This is a genomic window from Acinetobacter sp. GW821-FHT09D10 (assembly GCF_059416285.1).
This window is the reverse complement of the sequence record NZ_JBWKOW010000007.1, coordinates 63031-83954: the sequence shown is the minus strand read 5'-3', so window position 1 is coordinate 83954 and position 20924 is coordinate 63031. Positions and strand designations below refer to the sequence as shown.

General features: G+C 38.4%; 10 protein-coding genes and 1 pseudogene. 5 read left to right on the top strand and 6 right to left on the bottom strand.

The features are described from left to right. Window positions 1-2058: 2058 nt before the first annotated feature. The 5 genes and pseudogenes from AC07M3_RS15210 to AC07M3_RS15190 all read right to left on the bottom strand — a co-directional run. Window positions 2059-3000: pseudogene (locus tag AC07M3_RS15210) on the bottom strand (BapA/Bap/LapF family prefix-like domain-containing protein); the annotation flags it as partial. 380 nt (window positions 3001-3380) lie between these two features. Then, window positions 3381-4577, bottom strand: a complete 1197-nt coding sequence (locus AC07M3_RS15205; protein ID WP_494567681.1) for an HlyD family type I secretion periplasmic adaptor subunit — start codon at window positions 4575-4577, stop codon at window positions 3381-3383. Continuing rightward, the gene (locus AC07M3_RS15200; RefSeq protein WP_494567680.1) at window positions 4574-6712 is read right to left on the bottom strand and encodes a type I secretion system permease/ATPase; all 2139 of its coding nucleotides are present in this window, start codon (window positions 6710-6712) and stop codon (window positions 4574-4576) included. The genes AC07M3_RS15205 and AC07M3_RS15200 overlap by 4 nt, the downstream gene beginning before the upstream one ends. Further along, entirely contained in the window at window positions 6709-8241 is a 1533-nt protein-coding gene (locus AC07M3_RS15195) for a TolC family outer membrane protein (protein WP_494567679.1), read from the bottom strand. Before AC07M3_RS15195 ends, AC07M3_RS15200 begins: the two co-directional genes overlap by 4 nt. Before the next feature lie 613 nt (window positions 8242-8854). Next, window positions 8855-9748 (bottom strand): PhzF family isomerase, encoded by an 894-nt coding sequence (locus AC07M3_RS15190; protein ID WP_494567678.1) that lies wholly within the window; start codon window positions 9746-9748, stop codon window positions 8855-8857. A 224-nt stretch (window positions 9749-9972) separates the two neighbouring features. On the opposite strand from AC07M3_RS15190, the gene AC07M3_RS15185 reads away from it, so the two are divergent. Further along, window positions 9973-10836 carry a LysR family transcriptional regulator gene (locus tag AC07M3_RS15185; protein ID WP_199991524.1) on the top strand — a complete coding sequence of 288 codons (864 nt, stop codon included), beginning with the start codon at window positions 9973-9975 and terminating at the stop codon, window positions 10834-10836. A gap of 328 nt (window positions 10837-11164) precedes the next feature. Further along, a complete protein-coding gene (locus tag AC07M3_RS15180; RefSeq protein WP_494567677.1) occupies window positions 11165-13354 on the top strand; it encodes a TonB-dependent receptor in 2190 nt (729 codons plus the stop codon). 314 nt (window positions 13355-13668) lie between these two features. On the opposite strand, the gene AC07M3_RS15175 is transcribed toward AC07M3_RS15180, so the two are convergent. Then, a complete protein-coding gene (locus tag AC07M3_RS15175; RefSeq protein WP_494567676.1) occupies window positions 13669-14268 on the bottom strand; it encodes a TetR/AcrR family transcriptional regulator in 600 nt (199 codons plus the stop codon). Between the two features lie 121 nt (window positions 14269-14389). On the opposite strand from AC07M3_RS15175, the gene AC07M3_RS15170 reads away from it, so the two are divergent. The 3 genes from AC07M3_RS15170 (at window position 14390) to AC07M3_RS15160 (ending at window position 20880) form a co-directional block, all read left to right on the top strand. Next, the gene (locus AC07M3_RS15170; RefSeq protein WP_272255613.1) at window positions 14390-14719 is read left to right on the top strand and encodes a darcynin family protein; all 330 of its coding nucleotides are present in this window, start codon (window positions 14390-14392) and stop codon (window positions 14717-14719) included. A gap of 216 nt (window positions 14720-14935) precedes the next feature. Beyond that, window positions 14936-18877 carry an NACHT domain-containing antiphage protein EruA gene (gene eruA / locus AC07M3_RS15165; protein WP_494567675.1) on the top strand — a complete coding sequence of 1314 codons (3942 nt, stop codon included), beginning with the start codon at window positions 14936-14938 and terminating at the stop codon, window positions 18875-18877. Window positions 18878-18933: 56 nt separating this feature from the next. Then, window positions 18934-20880 carry a tetratricopeptide repeat protein gene (locus tag AC07M3_RS15160; protein ID WP_494567674.1) on the top strand — a complete coding sequence of 649 codons (1947 nt, stop codon included), beginning with the start codon at window positions 18934-18936 and terminating at the stop codon, window positions 20878-20880. The last annotated feature ends 44 nt before the right edge of the window (window positions 20881-20924 follow it).

The following is a 20924-nucleotide window of genomic DNA, read 5'->3' as shown; positions in this document are numbered from 1 at the left end:
CGAATCGCTGTCAGAGTCTGAATCGCTGTCGCTGTCAGAGTCTGAATCGCTGTCGCTGTCAGAGTCCGAATCGCTGTCGCTATCAGAGTCCGAGTCACTGTCTGAGTCCGAATCGCTGTCAGAGTCTGAGTCACTGTCCGAATCAGAATCGCTGTCAGAGTCTGAGTCACTGTCCGAATCCGAGTCCGAATCGCTATCCGAGTCCGAATCGCTGTCAGAGTCCGAATCGCTGTCAGAGTCCGAGTCACTGTCCGAATCAGAGTCGCTGTCAGAGTCCGAATCGCTGTCAGAGTCACTGTCAGAATCAGAGTCGCTGTCAGAGTCCGAATCGCTGTCAGAGTCACTGTCAGAATCAGAGTCGCTGTCGCTATCAGAGTCGCTGTCAGAGTCCGAATCGCTGTCAGAGTCCGAATCGCTGTCAGAATCCGAATCGCTATCAGAGTCAGAATCGCTGTCAGAGTCCGAGTCGCTGTCAGAATCCGAGTCGCTGTCTGAATCAGAGTCACTGTCAGAGTCCGAATCGCTGTCAGAATCCGAGTCACTGTCAGAGTCTGAATCGCTGTCACTGTCAGAATCGCTGTCAGAGTCAGAGTCGCTGTCCGAATCCGAGTCAGAGTCACTGTCCGAATCCGAGTCAGAGTCACTGTCCGAATCAGAGTCGCTGTCCGAATCCGAGTCAGAGTCACTGTCCGAATCAGAGTCGCTGTCAGAGTCAGAGTCGCTGTCAGAATCCGAATCAGAATCGCTGTCAGAGTCCGAGTCGCTGTCAGAGTCAGAGTCGCTGTCAGAGTCCGAGTCGCTGTCAGAGTCAGAATCGCTGTCAGAGTCCGAATCGCTGTCGCTATCCGAGTCGCTGTCCGAATCAGAGTCGCTGTCAGAGTCTGAGTCACTGTCAGAATCCGAGTCGCTGTCAGAGTCTGAATCGCTGTCAGAATCCGAGTCGCTGTCAGAATCAGAGTCGCTATCAGAGTCCGAGTCGCTGTCAGAATCAGAATCGCTGTCAGAGTCCGAGTCGCTATCAGAGTCCGAATCGCTATCAGAGTCCGAATCGCTGTCAGAGTCAGAATCGCTGTCAGAGTCAGAGTCCGAATCTGAGTCGCTATCAGAGTCCGAGTCCGAATCAGAGTCGCTATCCGAATCAGAGTCGCTGTCAGAATCCGAATCGCTATCAGAGTCAGAATCGCTGTCAGAGTCCGAGTCGCTGTCAGAATCAGAGTCGCTGTCGCTATCCGAATCGCTGTCAGAGTCCGAGTCGCTGTCAGAATCAGAGTCGCTGTCAGAGTCAGAATCGCTGTCAGAGTCCGAGTCGCTATCAGAGTCCGAGTCGCTATCAGAGTCCGAGTCGCTGTCAGAATCAGAGTCACTGTCCGAATCCGAATCGCTGTCAGAGTCCGAGTCGCTGTCAGAGTCAGAGTCGCTGTCAGAATCAGAGTCGCTGTCGCTATCAGAGTCAGAGTCGCTGTCAGAGTCAGAGTCGCTGTCAGAGTCCGAGTCGCTGTCAGAGTCAGAGTCGCTGTCAGAATCCGAATCGCTGTCAGAATCAGAGTCGCTGTCCGAATCAGAGTCACTGTCCGAATCAGAGTCGCTGTCAGAGTCGCTGTCAGAATCAGAGTCGCTGTCAGAGTCAGAGTCGCTGTCAGAATCCGAATCGCTGTCAGAGTCCGAATCACTGTCAGAGTCCGAGTCGCTGTCAGAGTCACTATCCGAGTCAGAATCGCTGTCAGAGTCAGAATCGCTGTCCGAATCAGAGTCAGAATCGCTGTCCGAATCAGAGTCGCTGTCAGAGTCAGAATCGCTGTCAGAGTCAGAATCGCTGTCCGAATCAGAGTCGCTGTCAGAGTCAGAATCGCTGTCCGAATCAGAGTCGCTGTCAGAGTCCGAATCGCTGTCAGAGTCAGAGTCGCTGTCAGAGTCAGAGTCGCTGTCAGAGTCAGAATCGCTGTCAGAGTCAGAATCGCTGTCAGAGTCCGAGTCGCTGTCAGAATCCGAATCGCTGTCCGAATCAGAGTCGCTGTCAGAATCAGAGTCACTGTCCGAATCAGAGTCGCTGTCAGAATCAGAGTCGCTGTCAGAGTCCGAGTCGCTATCAGAGTCCGAATCGCTGTCCGAGTCAGAATCGCTGTCAGAATCAGAGTCACTGTCCGAATCCGAATCGCTGTCGCTGTCAGAGTCCGAGTCACTGTCAGAGTCGCTGTCAGAGTCCGAGTCGCTGTCAGAGTCAGAATCGCTGTCACTGTCCGAATCAGAGTCGCTGTCAGAGTCCGAGTCACTGTCAGAGTCCGAGTCGCTGTCAGAGTCCGAGTCGCTGTCAGAATCAGAGTCACTGTCCGAATCAGAGTCACTATCCGAATCAGAGTCACTATCCGAATCAGAGTCACTGTCAGAATCGCTGTCCGAATCAGAGTCGCTGTCCGAATCAGAGTCACTGTCAGAGTCAGAATCGCTGTCAGAGTCAGAGTCGCTGTCAGAATCAGAGTCGCTGTCAGAGTCTGAATCGCTGTCCGAATCAGAGTCACTGTCAGAATCAGAGTCACTGTCAGAATCCGAGTCGCTCTCTAAGTTATTATTTTTATCACTGTCATGAGCCCACCACAAAATTCCTGCTGCGGTTAGCGGTACAGATAACCATGCCCATGGAGATGCAGCTCCATCATGATAAAGCAATGGTTCGATACTATCGATATAACTATAGGTGATATGATCTAATAATACCCCATTACTGTCAGTAAACTGTACCCACAGTAATTTATGATTATTATCTTCAAAAACTAAACTATTATCGGTTGAATAATTACTACCGTTAAAGAAATCAATTATTACTATTTGTTCACCATTTTTTAAAGTAATAATTGCATTTCTACCGTCTTGTCTAATTTCAGAAACATCATCTTTATTTACTTTTATTAAAATAACTGATGCTTCGGAAAGAGAGACTGTATCCTTTGCTGTAATTTCTAAGGTTTCATGACTCTCCTTAGAAATTACCCTTATCTCAGACATATTTATTCCCCTTCGTAGGATTATTTAATTAAACCAATCCAATTTAGAGCTCTTAAATTTCGTTAAATAAGAAGAGCCCAAATTAAGGAATAAATTAGATAAAGCAAAGGCCAACCTCAACGCATAAAGCAATTGTAAACATGAATTACATCACAAAAAAAGCAACAACAATCAGTTTATTTATTAATCAAATAAAACTTTAAAATAATAAATATTGTTTTTCAAAAACTTACTAACAAATAATAGTCAAAATATGCTTTTAATATTTTTATGTTTTAAAACATAAACAATAAAAACCACACATTTAAAACAAGATCTTATCTTTCTTAATATCTATATAGCTTTTAAATATTTAAAAACTATATAGATATAGATTTATTTCACCTTTCTCTTAAAGCTTCTTTGGCTTTATTGAATGGTTTAAGCAAGTAATCCAGTACCGTTTTTTCACCCGTACGAATATCTACCGTTGCCACCATACCCGGTGTAATACCGTATGCCTTACCTTCTTTATTATAAAGTTTGTCTGAATCGGTTCGAATATAAACACGATAATAGAATTGATCTTGTTTAACTTCATCACGAATCGTGTCTGGGGAAATAACCGTAACCTTACCTTTTAAACCACCATAAATTGAGTAGTCATAGGCAGTAATCTTAACCAGTGCTTCTTGTCCCGGTCGAATAAACGCAATGTCACGCGGTAAAATACGCGCTTCAATAAGTAGCTGTTCATCAATCGGTACAATGGTCATCAACTTACCGTTTTGCGGAATAACACCGCCATGGGTGGTGACTGCAATTTCTTTTATCACACCGCGTACTGGAGCTTTAAACACTGCACGATCTAAGCTGTCACTACGACCCAGTACGACTTGTTGCTGCGTTTCAATATCAGTATTGGCTTTAGATAACTCTTCACGAGCCTGCACAAAATACTGATTCTGCACATCATTCATTTTATTTCTAAGGTCGTTTGCTTCACGACGTAAACGTAAAACTTCAACCTCACTTGCCGCGCCTTTAGCAACTAACGGTTCGGTCATTTCCAGCTCTTGTTGTACCAGTTGCAAAGCCTGTCTGAAACCTGCAAGTGTTTGTTCGAGATTAGCTCTGCGGGATGCATATAATGCGGTTTCTTCATGTACAAGTTTTGGTTCTTTCAGCACAATTTCAGGAAAAGCCAATGGCGTGCCGTTCACCTCTGCACGTAAGCGTGCTGAGGTTGCCTGAGCAGAAATAAGCAAAGATCTTGATTCACCGACATTCGATGCCAAACGGGTCGGATCTAATTGCGCGAGAATTTCGCCTTTTTGAACAATGTCGCCTTCTTGTACATTTAGCTTGGTTAAAATACCACCCTCTAACGACTGGATGACCTGCTCTTTAGACGATGGAACCACTTTACCCGTGCCGGTAGAGACTTCTTCAAGTTTAAATACCCATGCCCAGATAAAGAAAATAACTAAACCAATCCCCACAATCCAGATCACTAAACTGGCACGTGGTAATGGTGGTTCAGTATAAGAGACATTCATTGAACGGGTGAGTTCTTGTTCTTGTTGTGGTTCGCTCATGAATTACCCCCTTGCACTTGTTTTTGTTGGGCTGTTGATTGATTAAGGACCTGATCTCTTGGACCATCCATCACGATTTTGCCGTCGTTAACGACAATAATACGGTCCACCAGTTCTAAAACAGCGCGGCGGTGAGTCGCAACCACCAAGGTTCGATGGGCCAGCCATCCTTTTAAATGATCAATCAGCTGTTTCTCTGCCACATCATCAATCGCTGCTGTTGGTTCATCGAGTAATAAGATGTTGGGTTGGCGAATCAATAGACGGGCCAATAACAAGGCTTGTTTCTGACCACCCGAGAAACCAACCCCACCTTCTAAAATCAGGTGATCGAGTCCTTCTTTTTTCTCTTGAACAAAAGGTAATGCACCCGTCACCACTAAAACCCGAAAAATATCTTCATCGGTTGCAAGCGGTGCCCCCAAAGTAAGGTTCTCACGAATCGTACCGTAGAAAAGATGCGCATTCTGGTTGAGTAAACCCATATCACGACGTACATCAGATGGATCAATTAAAGAAAGATCTAAGCCATCTAAATGCACTGAACCTTGAATAGGAAATTGCATGCCAGATAGGAGCTGAAGCAATGTCGATTTACCTGCCCCATTACGCCCTAAAATTGCAATTTTTTCACCAGCACGAATTTTTAAGTGACGAATTGCAAGGCTCGGACGTGGTTCATCTTCACTATATTGGAACAAGACATTTTTTAATTCGTAGTCGCCATTTAAAGCAGCTTTATGTACCAGATGCGAACGCTCTGGCTGATCGATTGGGCGTTGCATAAGCTCATCTAAGCTTTGTTTTGCAACTTTCGCCTGCTGTAAACGCCCCAATACACCAGTAATATGACTAATCGGTGCCAACATTCGTGACGATAAAATTGAACAGGCCACTAACGCACCCGTGGTCATTTCACCATCCATTACCGCAAAACATCCCACCAAAACTACAAATGCGTAGGTCAAGCCTTGAATCTTTTGGGTCCATGCCATTAAAGTACCGACAATTTTACGTTGTTTCATACCGATATCGGCTGAAACTTCATTCATGTGGTTCCACTGGTTCTGAAAACGCGATTCCGCACGCAACAACTTGATATCTTCAATACCCTGCACTGCTTCTACCAGAATGGCATTACGGATTGAAGATTCTCTCATGCCTTCCTGTGCGAGTTGTGCTAGCTTTTTCTGCACCAGAATACCCGGCAAAAGCATAAGCGGTACAACCAGCAACATCACCCAAAACAGCTTTCCGCCAATAATGGCAAAAATCGTTAGGAACAGGAAAAAGAATGGAAAATCTGCCATCGCAGTAATCGTAGTTGAGGTCACCAATTCACGAACACCTTCGAGCTCACGAATCTGCGAAATAAAACTACCAGTAGACTTTGAACGGTCTTTATTTCTGATTCTTAAGGCATGACCAAATACACGGTCAGAGACAAGTAAATCTGCTCGTTTACCAATAATGTCAGATAGATAGACTCGGGACACACGTAAGATGAACTCAAAAATAGCAGCAATAAGCACACCACCAGCCAGCACCCATAAGGTTGGAACAGACTGAGATGGAACAACGCGGTCATAGACTTGCATTGAGAAAACAATGGTTGCCAATGCCAAAATATTGGCAATGAGTGAGGCAAACATGATATCAACGTAGCGCTTCCAGTCTCTTAGAACAATTGACCAGAACCAGCTTGCTTCATAGGGTTTGATATATTCATCAATACGCGCATCGGGAATAGAGCTTTCAGGACGCAGGATATAGACATTCTTAATGGTATTTTTTAAGACATCTAAGCTTAAATTTTGAGAAAGTCCCTGATCCCCACTAAACTGGATACTGACATTCCCTTGGGTATCGGCTTTATCAACAACACCGACCTGTCCGTCATAAAACTCGACCAGAACAGGTAGCCGCCACGGATTAAGTAAATCTAGTGAAAAAGGTACCTTACGTAGGTTTAGCCCAACCTGACGTGTCATTAACTGTAAAACATCATCAAGGTTTTGATTCTGGTTCCAGTCAAGCTGTAAACGGATTCTTTCTTCTGAAGGCTCAATTCGATAATGTTTAGCAATCGTTAAGACCGCCTGTAACCAGGGCTGGTAATTTATTTTTGTCATCATGGTTGTACTTCGAACCCCTGAATTGAAATATTATTTAAGCCATAGGCTTGGCGCGAACGTCCTGTTGCCGAAATGTACTGAACAATACTGTTGTAGATGTCATAACGTGCAGATTCGAGTTCTGAATTGGCACTATGAATGGCCTGCTCTGCATTCAATAAGTCAACCAATGAGCGTGTACCAAGTTTGTACTGCTCTTGATAAAGTTCACGTGTACGAACCGTAGTGGCTTGGCGATTGGTCAGCACCTGCATTTGGCGTTGTTTATTTTCAATTTGCTCACGGCTGGTTCGAATTTGATCGAGAACATCCATATAGACAGAATTGACCTGAGATTTAGCTGCTTCTTCTGCATAGCTTGCCATTTTGACCTGAGAAGAAACGGCTCCACCTTGATAAAACTGACTGGTTGCTTCAAGCATGACAGAACTGTACAGACCATCATCTTTATCATTGTTTGGGTTTCTGCCATTAATGGCCTGACTTAAGGAACCTTTGACGGACAAGGTTGGATAACGTGTTAAACGAGTCTGTTCCTTTTGTGCTTTAGCTACTTCAACCCCAGCTTGAGCCGCGATCATTTTTGGAATGGTATTAAACTCAGGCTCACTATAGAGACCAGACTGCTTTACCAAATCATCAGGAATGACCCATGCCTTATTAAAAACATCTACTCCGATCAGAGTTCTTAAATGTTGCTGGTACTGACGTAATAAAGATTGTTGAGCAATGAGTGTCGATTGTGCAGATTCTAAATATGTTTGTGCCTGAACTGGGTCAGCTTGGCTACTAATACCGGCATTTGCACGTAAATTGGCAATTTCCTGAATACGCTGAATCCCAACAATTTGCTGCTCGGCAATCTTATTTAATTGAAGGTAACGCTGAATATTGACAATCGACTGAGCCACATCGAGTGCAATATCATCAATGCTGACCAGCACATTGGCCTGCTCGACTTGTACTTTGGCTTGCTGAACCGATACACCTGATTTGACTTTGCCAAAATCAAAAAGCATTTGAGTCGCAGATAATGTGAGTAACTGTCTTCCCCTCTCACCACTACTCAAATCACCTGTGGTTATTCCACCTGAAAGCTGGGGATAATAGCCCGCCTTAGCAAAATCAATACCCGCGTTTTGACCAGCTAAAGTGGAAATGGCTTGAGAAATATTAGGATTTCGTTGAACTGCATATTGAATCGCATCAATTAAACTAACTTGATTATTCCACATGGCAGTTGAAGTCGGTAAATAGCTCCCATCATTTCCTAGCCGTTGAAATTGGCTCTGATCAAACCCTAAATTGCTTAATTTTTGGAAATCGACAGATCGGTAGCTTTCATCGGGCGTGGGTTTAAAGAGTTGAGAAACTTTTTTTGTTAAGCTTTTTCCCGAGTTAACAGACGCGGTCTCTGCCTTTGTAATTGATATTGATACACTAGAAGCAATACAAAAATATAAAAAAAACTTCGTACCTGATTTGATTATAAGTTGGAAATCATTGTGGGAAAAAGGCAATTTACTCATTAGAAGATCTAATCTCTTGAAATATTGTAAAACAATCCAAAACTCAGTAAAAAATTATCAAAAATATTAAATTCCATACTTTAAATAAATAATTTTCAGAATAATTTTCTTTGCAAAAAAATAAAGTAAAAAATGATTAGTTTTCAGCACTAGTAACTAAATATTTAATTTTCTTATAATTTAAATTATAAAATTAAGTTTTAAACATACATATTTAAAACCAATTAAATACCTACAAAAAAACTATAAAACTCAAAAATTAGAATAAATTATTCTCATAAAAAAAACCTACCTCTTGGGGAAGCGGCAGGCTATAAACTTTTAAATATGTACATTCAAAAATATATTATTTATTTAAATTCATCAATAATGATTAATTTAAAATAAAATTAAAACATATGATTAAAAACATATTAAATGAATAAAATATTTTCTATTTTTTTTACAACACAATACGTATGCTCTAGCAGCAATTATTTTATATCTAAATATTTATAAAAATATGTGCTCTTTAAATCAAATCCAAATAACCAAATACAGTCTTTTCAACTCGCTGCTGTAAATAGAAGAACAGCTTTAAAACTCGCAAGATGACATCATTTATTGAACATAATCAATCTCTTCCTGAGTAAAGGACTGTGCCAACTAAAACCGCTTGTCCAGCAATGCTAACGTGTAATATTGAATTTGTTTTCTCAACTGTCACTAAAACCCGCCCCGGTTTTTGTATCGCTAGGCCTTGATACCCCCAATAAGTTACTTTCTGGTCACATTCGATTAAATCATGGTGAACAAGGTACGCTCCTGCTGGACCATTTGCATTACCAGTTACAGGATCTTCATTAATACCGATTGCAGGTGCGAACATTCGACCATACGTAATAGGTTCTTGTTTACTATCTTCCAAAACAAATGGGAAAAAACCATTGCAACCTATTTCAGCGCTAATAGCTTTCAATTTTTCATTGTTTGGAATTAATCCATCAAGCTTACTTCTGCTCAGCATTGGCACCATCACCTTGGAATGCCCCGTCGTAACCACTTGTATTGGTAAGTCAGCAAAATCACTTTCACTCACACCCAGCGCATTTGCAAGTTCAGTCCTTTGATTCGCACTAAAAGGTGGTAAAAACTCTACGCGACCTTGAGTCATTTTCACCAATAACGCTTCAGGACTTCCAAATATTGAAACGGGTAAATCACCAGCCCCCGTTTTTGCGATTAATGGATAGTCGGATTGGTGGCCTGTAGTTGCACGTAAAAAATGAGTAGCGATGGTCGCATGTCCACAGATCGGGACTTCATTTGTAGGGGTAAAATATCGAACATGTATGTCATGGCTTTGATCTTTAGGTGACAAAACAAAGGCAGTTTCTGAATACCCTGCGAATGCAGCAATATCTTGCATTTGTTGAGTTGAAAGATGGTCAGCCTCTAGAACAACCCCTGCTCGATTTCCTGTATTTGGTTTAGTGGTAAATGCATCAACTACATAAATGGTCGTCATGGCAGAACTCCTCTGTTGTTAATATTGTGATCTCAGAAATAGCTCCCGCCATAACCAGAAAATCTTATTTAATTGCAGTAAGACATATCACCGCTCTAAAAGGTTTATAGTCGTCTCAAATAATGAGTCTTGAGTCTTTGTAGTGGTTGTTTGAATTGTATAAATCTAAACATCGGCGATACTATAGTTTTTATTGCAAACGCATTTTTTAAATATGGAAAGGTATGAACTGGGACGATACTAAAATTTTGTTAGCTATTGGGCGAACTGGCGGGTTGAGCCGCAGTGCAAAATTGCTTGGTATTAGTGTTTCTACCGTACATCGCAGAGCTGTTGAACTAGAGAAAAGTCTCAATGCGATTCTTTTTTCCCGAGACAGTGATGGCTATACACTCACCCACGTTGGAAAACATTTTTTTTCTTTGGCTGAAAAAGCAGAAGAGCATTTAATAGCGATGGAACGTTACAACGATCAAGGGCAACAATCATTGTTCCGCATTGCTTTACCTGAGTTAATCGGACAACAGTTGCTTCAGTCAAAGCTAACAGCGTTGCAACTAAAGCATCCAGATTTACAATTAGAGATATCGACGAGTGTCGTTCCTGTTGATTTTTCCCGACGGGAAGCTGACATTATTCTTCGACTTGTTCGTCCAGAAAGCGGGCGTTACATTATTCGACGCCTTGGCCAATTGGAGTATGGGCTTTATTGTAGTAAAGATTATCTTGCCCGTTTCACAGAGCACGCTGAAATGGCTGATGATTTACTGAATCATCGTATAATCGGTTGGGACCGAAGCCTTCAATATACTTTCTTAGCACAATGGATGCGTGAACTCAGCCAAGATGCTGCCCCTGCTTTGTCTTTTGATAACATGCACTCGCAACTACGGGCAGTCATTGAAGGACAAGGAATTACAGCCCTGCCTTGTTTTATTGCAAAGGCTTCTGGGTTAGTACCCATACAACCTGAGCAAACTTTAAAACAAGATGTGTGGTTAATGCGTCATTTAGATACTAAGGATAGTGACTATTCAACGTTGATTAGTGAGACGATTGAAAAAGAGCTACAAGAATATCTGTTGTGATAAACATTAGCTTTTATTCTAATTTTGAATTTAAAAAAGAAATTTTAAGTTCAACCGAGTTATGTCTCGCTCAAGTTGTACAGAGTGATTTTTAGTTAAATGATTGGCGAGCACTATCAAATCTGCTCATAAAAAATCTGACTTGTGTCAAAAACGGAATTTTTTTTTATGGTAGATAAATAATTCTTAAAATTTTGATTTAAAAAATCTTTTTAAATATGGTTTCAGATAATACCCATTATATTAAATAACCAATAAAGATTTTACATCCATAATGATAATGACTACTATTTGCATTAATATTAATACTTACCAATTGGGAATAAAAATGCGCTTGTCACACTTCAGTCTTTGCTTACTTACAACAGCAATTTGTACCCATCTTTATGCCGATGATTCAATTAAAACAACTACTGAATCCCAAAATGCTGAAGCTAAACTTCCGACAATTGTGATAACAGCGACACGTACACCCAAAAGCATTGCTGAAATTGCAGGAACAGTTCAAACCATTTCTGCTGATGAAATTGCGCAACAGGCTGGTCCAAGTCGTAAAGTTGCAGATGTTTTGGCACAACTAGTTCCATCTTTAGCACCAAGCAGTGGAACGAGTAGTAATTATGGTCAAACTATGCGTGGACGTAATGTACTAGTGATGATTGATGGCGTATCACAAACGGGTTCACGTGATGTAGCACGTCAGTTGAATAGTATTAGCCCAAATATGATTGATCATATTGAGGTAGTTTCAGGTGCGACCAGTATCTATGGTTCAGGTGCGACTGGCGGAATTATTAATATTATTACCAAACGTGCTGACAAGTCTAAGCCTGTTAGCTTTCAAACAAAATTAGGTGTGACATCGGCCGATAATTTCCGCGGTGACAGCCTAGCTTATCAAGTTGGCCAAACGGCTTCATTTGCAAATGATAAAGTCGACGGTTTTCTTGGCATAGACTATACCAATCGAGGCTCTCAATTTGATGGTAATGGGGATCGTATTTCATTAAGCCCTTGGCAGGGTAGCACTATGGATACCGACACCATTGATGTGAATGGTCGTGTTAACTTTAATTTAACAGATAATCAGACTCTTAGTTTTGGTGCTCAGTACTATAAAGATGAGCAAGATACAGAATATGGGCCTGATTATTCTTATTTACTCACAAAAACAGATCCATCTTACAAAGCTGTCAAAGGTTGGAGCTTAGATAATCAGCCGTTTACTGAACGTTATGCTTTTAATACACAGTACCAAAATCAGGATTTCTTAGGTCAAGTTCTGAATGTGGAAGCTTACTATCGAAAGGAGAAGTCACGCTTTGTACCTTATGGTTATTCAGCTGACAGTGTTAGTGTAAAGCAAAGTCAATCAAATGTGGATTATGCAGGTATTCGTTCAACTTTACAGTCTGATCTTGTGGTTGCTGACCGTGATTTAAAACTAACTTATGGCTTAGACTACGACTGGGAAAAAGATCATCAGTGGGCGGACTACTACATGCCAAGCAATAATGGTTTAGTTTATACCCCAACTGGAGAAAAACAAGGCTCAGGACCAGATACTGAAATTCAGAATATTGGTACCTTTATACAAGGGGACTATGCAGTAACAGATCAGCTTAATATTCAAGCTGGAGTGCGTTACCAATATGTTCAAGCGGACACAGACAGCTATTTAACTGCACGTAAGCCATATACATTAATGGCTGCAGACTCTACAGATTCAGATAAATTCCTGTTTAACCTAGGTGCCGTCTATAAACTCAATGATGCTCAGCAAGTCTATGCTAACTTTTCACAAGGCTACAGTTATCCAGATGTGCAACGTGTATTACGTGATGTTGCAGCATATACCTTAACTACGTCTGGTATTGCTCCGATCACTGTAAATAGCTATGAACTAGGCTGGCGCTTGAACCAAGATAAAGGTTTAAATTTGGGCCTAACTGGTTTTTATAATACTTCTGATAAAGTCGTTCAATTTAACTCGGATCGTTCTGTAAATGTTGTTGATACCGACCAGCGAGTTTATGGGGCTGAAGCAACAGTAGGTTACCCATTCATGGAAAATTATAAGGTAGGTGGGACTTTAGGTTATACAAGAGGCCAGTACAAGGATGAGGCCAATAATTGGCATGAGTTAAATGCTTTTGCAGTTTCACCAATGAAAGGTACGTTGTTTGCTGAATGGAATAATACGGAAGGCTATGGTGTACGTGCTCAAATGCTTGCAATCAAAGGAACTGATAAAGCTTATAAAGACGATCTAGAGTTAAAATCAGCTGGACTGAGTGATAGTAATAGCGCAGCAGAAATTAAAGGTTATACAACCATGGATGTATTAGCACATTTCCCTGTAGCGAAAGGTCGTATGGACTTTGGTGTCTATAATCTATGGGGAAATCAATATAAAACTGTATTCGCTCAACAAGCAGCAGTAACCAATGCTAACTCAATGTTAGCAATCCCAGCCGAAGGTCGTACTTTTGTGCTAAGTTACACTATAGATTATTAAATTTAGGACTGGGAGGAACTGTTCTAAATTTTCTAAAATCAACATAATATGCCTTATACGAAATTTAATTTTATCTCATATAAATCATAGCCTTACTGCTTAAAAAAAAGCCCAACTCATAGTGTTTGGGCTTTTTTTATTTTTCTACAAATAATATTTTAAAGAGAAATTACTTAAATCTAGAAATCTCAAAATTCAATCGATATGTCATAAAATTTATTAAACATGCTTCTCTAATTCTTTTTCTAAACAGTTCTTGAGAATAGGGAGATGAAGAATGTTTAAAATTCTTCTGTAACCTTGGCTTATGTCCGCTAGCTCAAATCCAAATAACCAAATACAGCCTTTTCAACTCTCTGCTGTAAATGATTTAAATCACTTTCCCCTGCTATGCCTGCCGCGTTAATCATTCCTTTACTTAAAGCAATCACATCTTGTGCGGCTGTCTGTGCATGTGAAATGCCATAACGAATAAACAGGTTGGAAATTATGGTCTCAAGCTCGTGTTGAAGTTCACTTTCTTCACTGTCTTTTCCAATGAGTTCAGAAGCAAATTCTAGTGTTCGTGCCAACTGAGGACGGCTCAATTGATGTTGCACAGCAGCTTGTATGATCAGTTTTAGTTTATCTTTTAAATCTGCGGCATCACTTTGCTGTATGGCTTCAACAATACGATTTGAAAGTTCAACTCGCTCACGTCGAATTAACTCAACAATTAAAGCATCTTTAGAAGGAAAGTATTGATATAGGCTACCAATGCTTACGCCAGCAAGCTCAGCCACGGCATTTGTGTTAAATCCAGCAAAGCCTAACGACTCCAGAATGCGAGCAGCCGCCTCTAAAATAGCTTCAAAGGTAGCCACTGAGCGTGCTTGACGCGGGCGTTTGCGTGGGTCTGGAAGTGTTTCTGACATGAGCCGAAATGCGAGTATTTAATGTGAGCAATCACTCATATACTGACTGAGTCATATTGATATGACAAGCAAATGCTGTCTTTTCAGTTGAGCTTCAACTCAGCCCCGTCATGGAGTGGTTATGTCTAGAACCTATACTTTTTTTATTCATTTAAGAGCATTACCTGCTTGGTTGGCTTTACCACGTGAAAAGCGGGCTGAGTTTAGTGCACAGAAGCTTGAGCCAATTTTTGAGAAGTATCCGACTGTAAAAGTTCGGTGGTATGACGTTGAAGCGTTTAGTACTAAAGCGAGTGATATTGCTGTGTTTGAAACGACATCTCTGCAAGATTATTATTTTGTGATTGATGCGATTCGAGACTCTGAGTTTTGTACAGTGCCCTACTTTGAGTTTGTAGAGATTATTCCAGCAATTGAAGATGGATATGTGGAGTATGAGAGTTCTTTATAGAAGTTCCCGACGACCTAATTATTTTTGCACGATCAGTAGATAATCTGGTCGTGAGCTTAAATTTTCTAGATAAAAAATTTCAGAAAAAAAGTGTAGTTCACTACTAAACTATCTGATATAACGCTTTCAAAATTAGATATATTTATTCAACATTTCTTACATAAGCATTATTATAATACATATTGATTTTATACTAAATTTTATTAAGAAAAATCCATGCTTAAAAGAACTCTTTGGCATCAAGAAAAAGATGAACGTAAAACTTTATCTCAAGATGAATTAACAAAAAAAACAAACCCACTAGTTATCGTGGGGGAAGCAGGTATGGGAAAATCCTGCCTATTAAAATGGTTAGGAAGTTTAGAAAATTATAGTTACTGCACTGCCCGTCAATTAATAAATCGAGCAAATCCTCATAGCCTTATAGATAATAATAGAATATTAGTTATCGATGCTTTAGATGAAATCAGCTCTAGCAATGATGGAGATAAAGTTGATCGAATATTACAAAAGCTGGAAATTCTAGATTATCCAAAATTTATTTTAGCTTGCCGTGTAGCAGATTGGCGAAGTGCTACTGGAATAGAAACCATAAGAGAACAGTATAACGAAGAACCATTAGAGCTTCATTTAAACCCTTTTACACAACAAGATATGAGCGAGTTTCTTAAAGAAAGATTTAATGAACAGAAAGCTCAAGCCATTATTGATCATTTTACTGTTCAAGGATTAGATGATTTACTTGGTAATCCTCAAACTCTTAATTTAATTGCTCAAGTTGCAACAACAAATGCCTTACCTAAAACTGTTACTCAACTATTTGAGCAAGCTACAGAATTATTAAGAGTTGAACATTCAGATTCTAAAGCAAAAGCACAATTACCTAGTGAAACTGAAATTGATACGGCAGGTGCTGCTTTTGCAAGCCTAATATTAACTGGTAATGAGGCAATTACAAGAAAAGCAATTACAAATACAGTTGAAGGGGAACTTCCTATAAGCGAGATTAAACTTCTACCTGATACTGCAAATATTGATTCGCTCCTAGGATCCCGTCTATTCCAATCAAATGGAATAGAAAAGTTTACTTATCTCCATCGTAGAATTGGTGAGTTTTTGGGAGCAAAATGGCTGATAAAGCAAGCAAATACAAATCGTAAGCGTAAACGTCTTTTAGCAGTTTTTCATAGTTATGAATTTGTACCTCCGAGCTTACGTGGTTTACATGCATGGCTAATTATGGACCCTATTATGGCTCCTGATATTATTAGCAATGATCCTATGGGAATTCTGGAATATGGAGATGTAGATAATCTAACAATTGAACAAGCTAAAGTCTTACTTAATAATATTGAATATTTAGCTGATAACAATCCTCGATTTTATAATTTTTATAATAAAGACACCTATAATATTCACGTATTCACAACACCTGCATTATTAAATCAAATTAAAAATATTTTAGGTCAAACGAAAGTTTCTTTTGGTTTTAGAGTTTTTCTGCTTGATGCCATTAAAACCAGTCAGTTACCTATTGATTTTATTGAAACACTTGTAGGACTTATTAAGAATCCAAAGATAGAATTTGCAATTCGTAAATCTGCTGGTGAAGCTTTAGCAATTCAGAAACGATATTTCAATTGGGACAGTATTTTTCCATACCTTGCAAAATTAGATGATGAATCAATTAGGTTAGCAATTGAATTATTAGATGATACAGGCTACGACAAAGCGAATAATGAATTAATAGCTTATCTAGCAATATCCCACCTAGAATCAAGTGAACATGTGATTGGCCCGTTATTTTATTTACAAGAAAATTTACCTAAAGAACAAATTGAACATGTTCTTCATTTCTTTATTGTTCGCATAAAAGTTTCAAATAAAGATGGTGATTCAGAAGCTAAAAATGAGGCTAAAAATTTTGCATATCGTTTAATTTTAAGATTTCTCGAAAATTATGAAATTTCTGCAGAAAAACTTTGGAGTTGGTTAGAACCTTTCCATGATATATTCGGCTATCATGATGAGTATATTAAAAAACTAGAAGATTTTTTTAGAAAAAATCAAGATTTGAGACAAGCTATTCAATATTTTGTTTTATTCAAACGACCATGCGAAACAAATATATGGCATAAGCATTATTTACTACAGAATTGCTCAAAAGGTCTATCAATCATACCAAAAGATATAATCGCATTACTTAAAAGGTTATATACAGAAAATCAAAATGATTTACGATGGAAAGAACTTGTTGAATTAACTTATCACGATAAGGAAATTGGGAAAGATGTTCGAGAAGCCGCTATTCCTTTTACTGTTAATGATAGGAATGTTAATAATTGGCTAAATCAAATAGCAATCAGAAAATTAACTGATTGGGAAATTAAAGACCTTGAGTTAAAAAAACGTAAAGAGGAACAAAGGGCTACTTCCCTAGCTGCACAACGATCAATCTATATTGAAAATATTGAACGATTACGCCAAGGCGAATATGAAGTAATACTAAAGCCAGCTAAAGTCTATCTACAATTATTCTCTGATATTAGTAAAGATACTCCAGCCCATCAGCGTATTTCAGAGTGGATAGGAAACGATATATCTGAAGTATGTATGGAAGGCTTTGAAGCTTTTCTAGGAAAAAATCCATCCGAAATTAATACTCCAGATATTTCCACTGTTTCATCACAAAGCAAATCTTATCAAAAAAGTTATATCTTGATTGCGGCCTTAGCTGAACGAATTAGAACTAATAAAGGTTTTAGTGACTTATCTAATGACTGCTTAGTATCCGCATATCATCTCTTACTACGCATGCGTTATGACACTCATGCAGGCATACCAGATATTCTTGAAATTATTGAAAATGAAATTCGCCAAAGAGGAATATTGTTAAAAAGTATACAAGCCTTTTACGAGCCTCAACTGAAAGCTAAACATGAACATATATATGGTTTGACACGATTGGCGAGTAAAAATGAAGACATCCATATAATGACAAAATTAGTAAATTACTGGTTGAAAAAATTTACAGAAATTCCAATAAATGTAGAGAGAGAACTAATAGACATACTCCTTCAAAATAAGCAATTTGATACTTTACGCCAATTAACTCCTATACGCATGCAGGTAGATAATGATGAGCAAAAAAGGAATTGGCTGGTTATTGGTCTAATTACAAACTTTGAAAAAACAATTAAAGCGATTGGCTCTCACCCAATTGATCCAAATTTAATTTGGAATTTAAGAGATCGTATTAACAGCCACTATACAAAAAATAAATCATATAAATTATTAGATATTGATCTCGTGGAATGGATTATTAGCACATTCCGTACAGTCTGGCCAAATGTTGGACATCCTAATGGAGTTTCAGGAGGTAACACAAATCCTTGGGATGCTTCTGATTGCATCATTGGTCTTATTCAATATTTAGCTCAAGATTCAAGTGAGCAGGCATATAAAGCTCTGGAAAGATTGAGAGACTCATCTGTGGATGATTATAGTGACATAATAAAATTAGTATTATTTGAAAAAAAACAAATCCATAGTGAAAGCCTTTATTCCCCTTCCTCTATGCAAGCAATTAAGGCTATTATAAATGATCTTAGTCCCCAATCCATCACGGATTTACAAGTATTTATTTTAGATGAGTTAAATACTGTTCAAGCAAAGATTAAAAGTGATGATGCTGAATCTTGGCGAGGATTCTTTGATGATAATGGCAAACCATATGTTGAAGAACGTTGCCGAGATCATTTATTAGGCTTATTACGTCAAGGTGACTCTAGAATTACCTATGAACCAGAAAAACATGCAGCAAATGATAAAGAAGTCGATATTACCTGCTCAGTAGGCCAACTTCGTTTACCAATCGAAGTAAAAGGCCAATGGCATCCAGATCTTTGGACAGGTGCAGATGATCAACTTAATAAATTATATGCACAGGATTGGCAAGCAAAAGGCCGAGGCATCTATTTAGTATTATGGTTTGGTTTAAGAACAGATAATAAAAAATTAAAACATCCTAGTAGAGGAAAGCCTATACCTAAATCTCCTCAAGAATTACAAGATCTGTTAATTGCAAATAGCCGATCAGCTCAAGAAGGTAATATTAAGATTATTATTCTGGATATAGATAAAATACAGTTAAAGTAATTTAATAAGTTTAAATTAATGAGATCTATTAAATTTTAATCGATACAGGCCTTAATATGAAACATTTTGATGATTTACCTAAAAGACATACTAATCATATAATAGAAACTAAAGCAGAAAATGCTTTCCAACAAGTTATCTCCGCATCTGAATGTTTCATGATTCAACAAACAGATAAACAGGATTATGGCACTGATTATCAAATAGAAGTAACTGACGGTGAATACGCAACTAATATTAGAATACATGTTCAACTAAAAGGTACTAAAAAAGCTTTAAATAAAGATGGATCTATCAGTATTGATATAAAGAGATCTAATCTAAACTACTTAATCTCTCAACCGCATTCTTTTTTTGTCTGCTATCATATTCCAACTGATACACTAAAGTTTTGTTCTGCAGATGCAGTATTACGTCAATATGGACATTCTGGGCATCAATGGACTGAACAGCAAACAATTACTGTAAATTTCACAGAAAATCTTTCTATTACAAAATTAGAATTTTTAGCAAAGTTTGCAAAAGCAAATACTATCTCATTAAGAAATACAAAAATTAAGCAGATTATTGCTTCCTCTAACGAGTTGATGAGCACTATAAGAGATGTACCATATGATCTCTATATACCTGAAGATCCAGAATTAGCAGCGACCTTGCTTTCAACTCTTTACAATAATAGTGAAGATCAAAAAATAAGTGATGCTTTTGATAGATTTTTGGCACTTTTTCCACCAGATCATAATGCAATTATGTATTGCTATATGGCTGAAATTAATATTGGAATGGCGCAGAAAGACATTAAGATTGATAGAATTAAAAACGGGATTACATACTTAAAGGCAAAACTAAAAACTAAACAATTCAGTTCTGGGAGCCTTTTATACTCAATTGGGAATGGATACTCTGTACTAGATATTAATAAAGATGCAATTACTGCATATAAGAAAGCGATTGATAACTTAAATAATAGTGATATTGACCTGTTGGCCATGTGTTATAAAAATCTTGGCTCAAGTTACGATAATATTGGGAATCAAGCTGAAGCTATTAGCTGTTATAAAAAATCTATTACTTACAATAATCAACTTCCAGAAGCCAATTTTGCTTTAGGTAATTTCTATTTAAAAAATGGTAAGTATGAGGAGGCATTAAAGCATTTTGATGAAATAGTTTTTGCAGAACCAACAACTGAAAAACAATTCTCAGTTCTAGGATGGAGAGTTAATGCTCTTTTTAATTTAAAAGAAGGTCGATCAGCATTTCGTGAAATCAATACCCTGCTTAGTAACACAGCCAATAGTGGAGAATGGATTTGGTCATGGTGTGCTCAACAAGTTGCTTTATTTGGACGAGATAGTATCGATAATGCCAAATTAAGTATTTCATTTTGGGATAGATATCTAAAAAAGCACCCTAATTGCCCTCACGGAGTTAGAGAATGGTTATTAAATCAATTTTATTTACGCTCTGAATCTTTAAATATCGGATTCACTTATCCTGCTTTTAAATTTCATTTTGAATCTATAATTCAGTATCTTCAAGCCGAAGATGCCGCATTTCTTTGGGATAGACTTGGTCACTGGGCGCAGGAAAATGACAATTGGAATGAAGCAGAATATTGTTTTAGAAAGGCTTATGATTTGGAAAAAGGCAAATATGGTTATTGCTTAGGAACAGCATTAGTATTTCTCAATCGTCCCCAAGAAAGTCTTCCATTATTACTAGAACAAGCATTAATGATCCAACCAGATGATATGAGCTGGTTTCAAGTAGCGTCAACTTATGAAAAGTTAGGAAAAATTGAAGAGGCTATTAGTGCTTATGAAAAAGTTATTTCTCTAAACTCTAATTATGATTTAGCTTGGTTTAATTTAGGTGGAATTTACTGGAATCTAGGTAACTTAGCAAAAGCAAATGAGATATGGAAGCAAGCTATTAAGAGGTTTCCTAATCATGAACTTACTGCGTTACTTTATAGAGATATACCAAATGCAATCAAGTAAAAATTTTAAAGAATAGTATTGAATATAGATTTCATACAAAATAA

Excerpts from the sequence above, each read along its gene's own strand:
- AC07M3_RS15205 (WP_494567681.1), bottom strand. The coding sequence starts at position 4,577 with ATGAGCGAACCACAACAAGAACAAGAACTCACCCGTTCAATGAATGTC.
- AC07M3_RS15200 (WP_494567680.1), bottom strand. The coding sequence starts at position 6,712 with ATGATGACAAAAATAAATTACCAGCCCTGGTTACAGGCGGTCTTAACG.
- AC07M3_RS15195 (WP_494567679.1), bottom strand. The coding sequence starts at position 8,241 with ATGAGTAAATTGCCTTTTTCCCACAATGATTTCCAACTTATAATCAAA.
- AC07M3_RS15190 (WP_494567678.1), bottom strand. The coding sequence starts at position 9,748 with ATGACGACCATTTATGTAGTTGATGCATTTACCACTAAACCAAATACA.
- AC07M3_RS15185 (WP_199991524.1), top strand. The coding sequence starts at position 9,973 with ATGAACTGGGACGATACTAAAATTTTGTTAGCTATTGGGCGAACTGGC.
- AC07M3_RS15180 (WP_494567677.1), top strand. The coding sequence starts at position 11,165 with ATGCGCTTGTCACACTTCAGTCTTTGCTTACTTACAACAGCAATTTGT.
- AC07M3_RS15175 (WP_494567676.1), bottom strand. The coding sequence starts at position 14,268 with ATGTCAGAAACACTTCCAGACCCACGCAAACGCCCGCGTCAAGCACGC.
- AC07M3_RS15170 (WP_272255613.1), top strand. The coding sequence starts at position 14,390 with ATGTCTAGAACCTATACTTTTTTTATTCATTTAAGAGCATTACCTGCT.
- eruA (WP_494567675.1), top strand. The coding sequence starts at position 14,936 with ATGCTTAAAAGAACTCTTTGGCATCAAGAAAAAGATGAACGTAAAACT.
- AC07M3_RS15160 (WP_494567674.1), top strand. The coding sequence starts at position 18,934 with ATGAAACATTTTGATGATTTACCTAAAAGACATACTAATCATATAATA.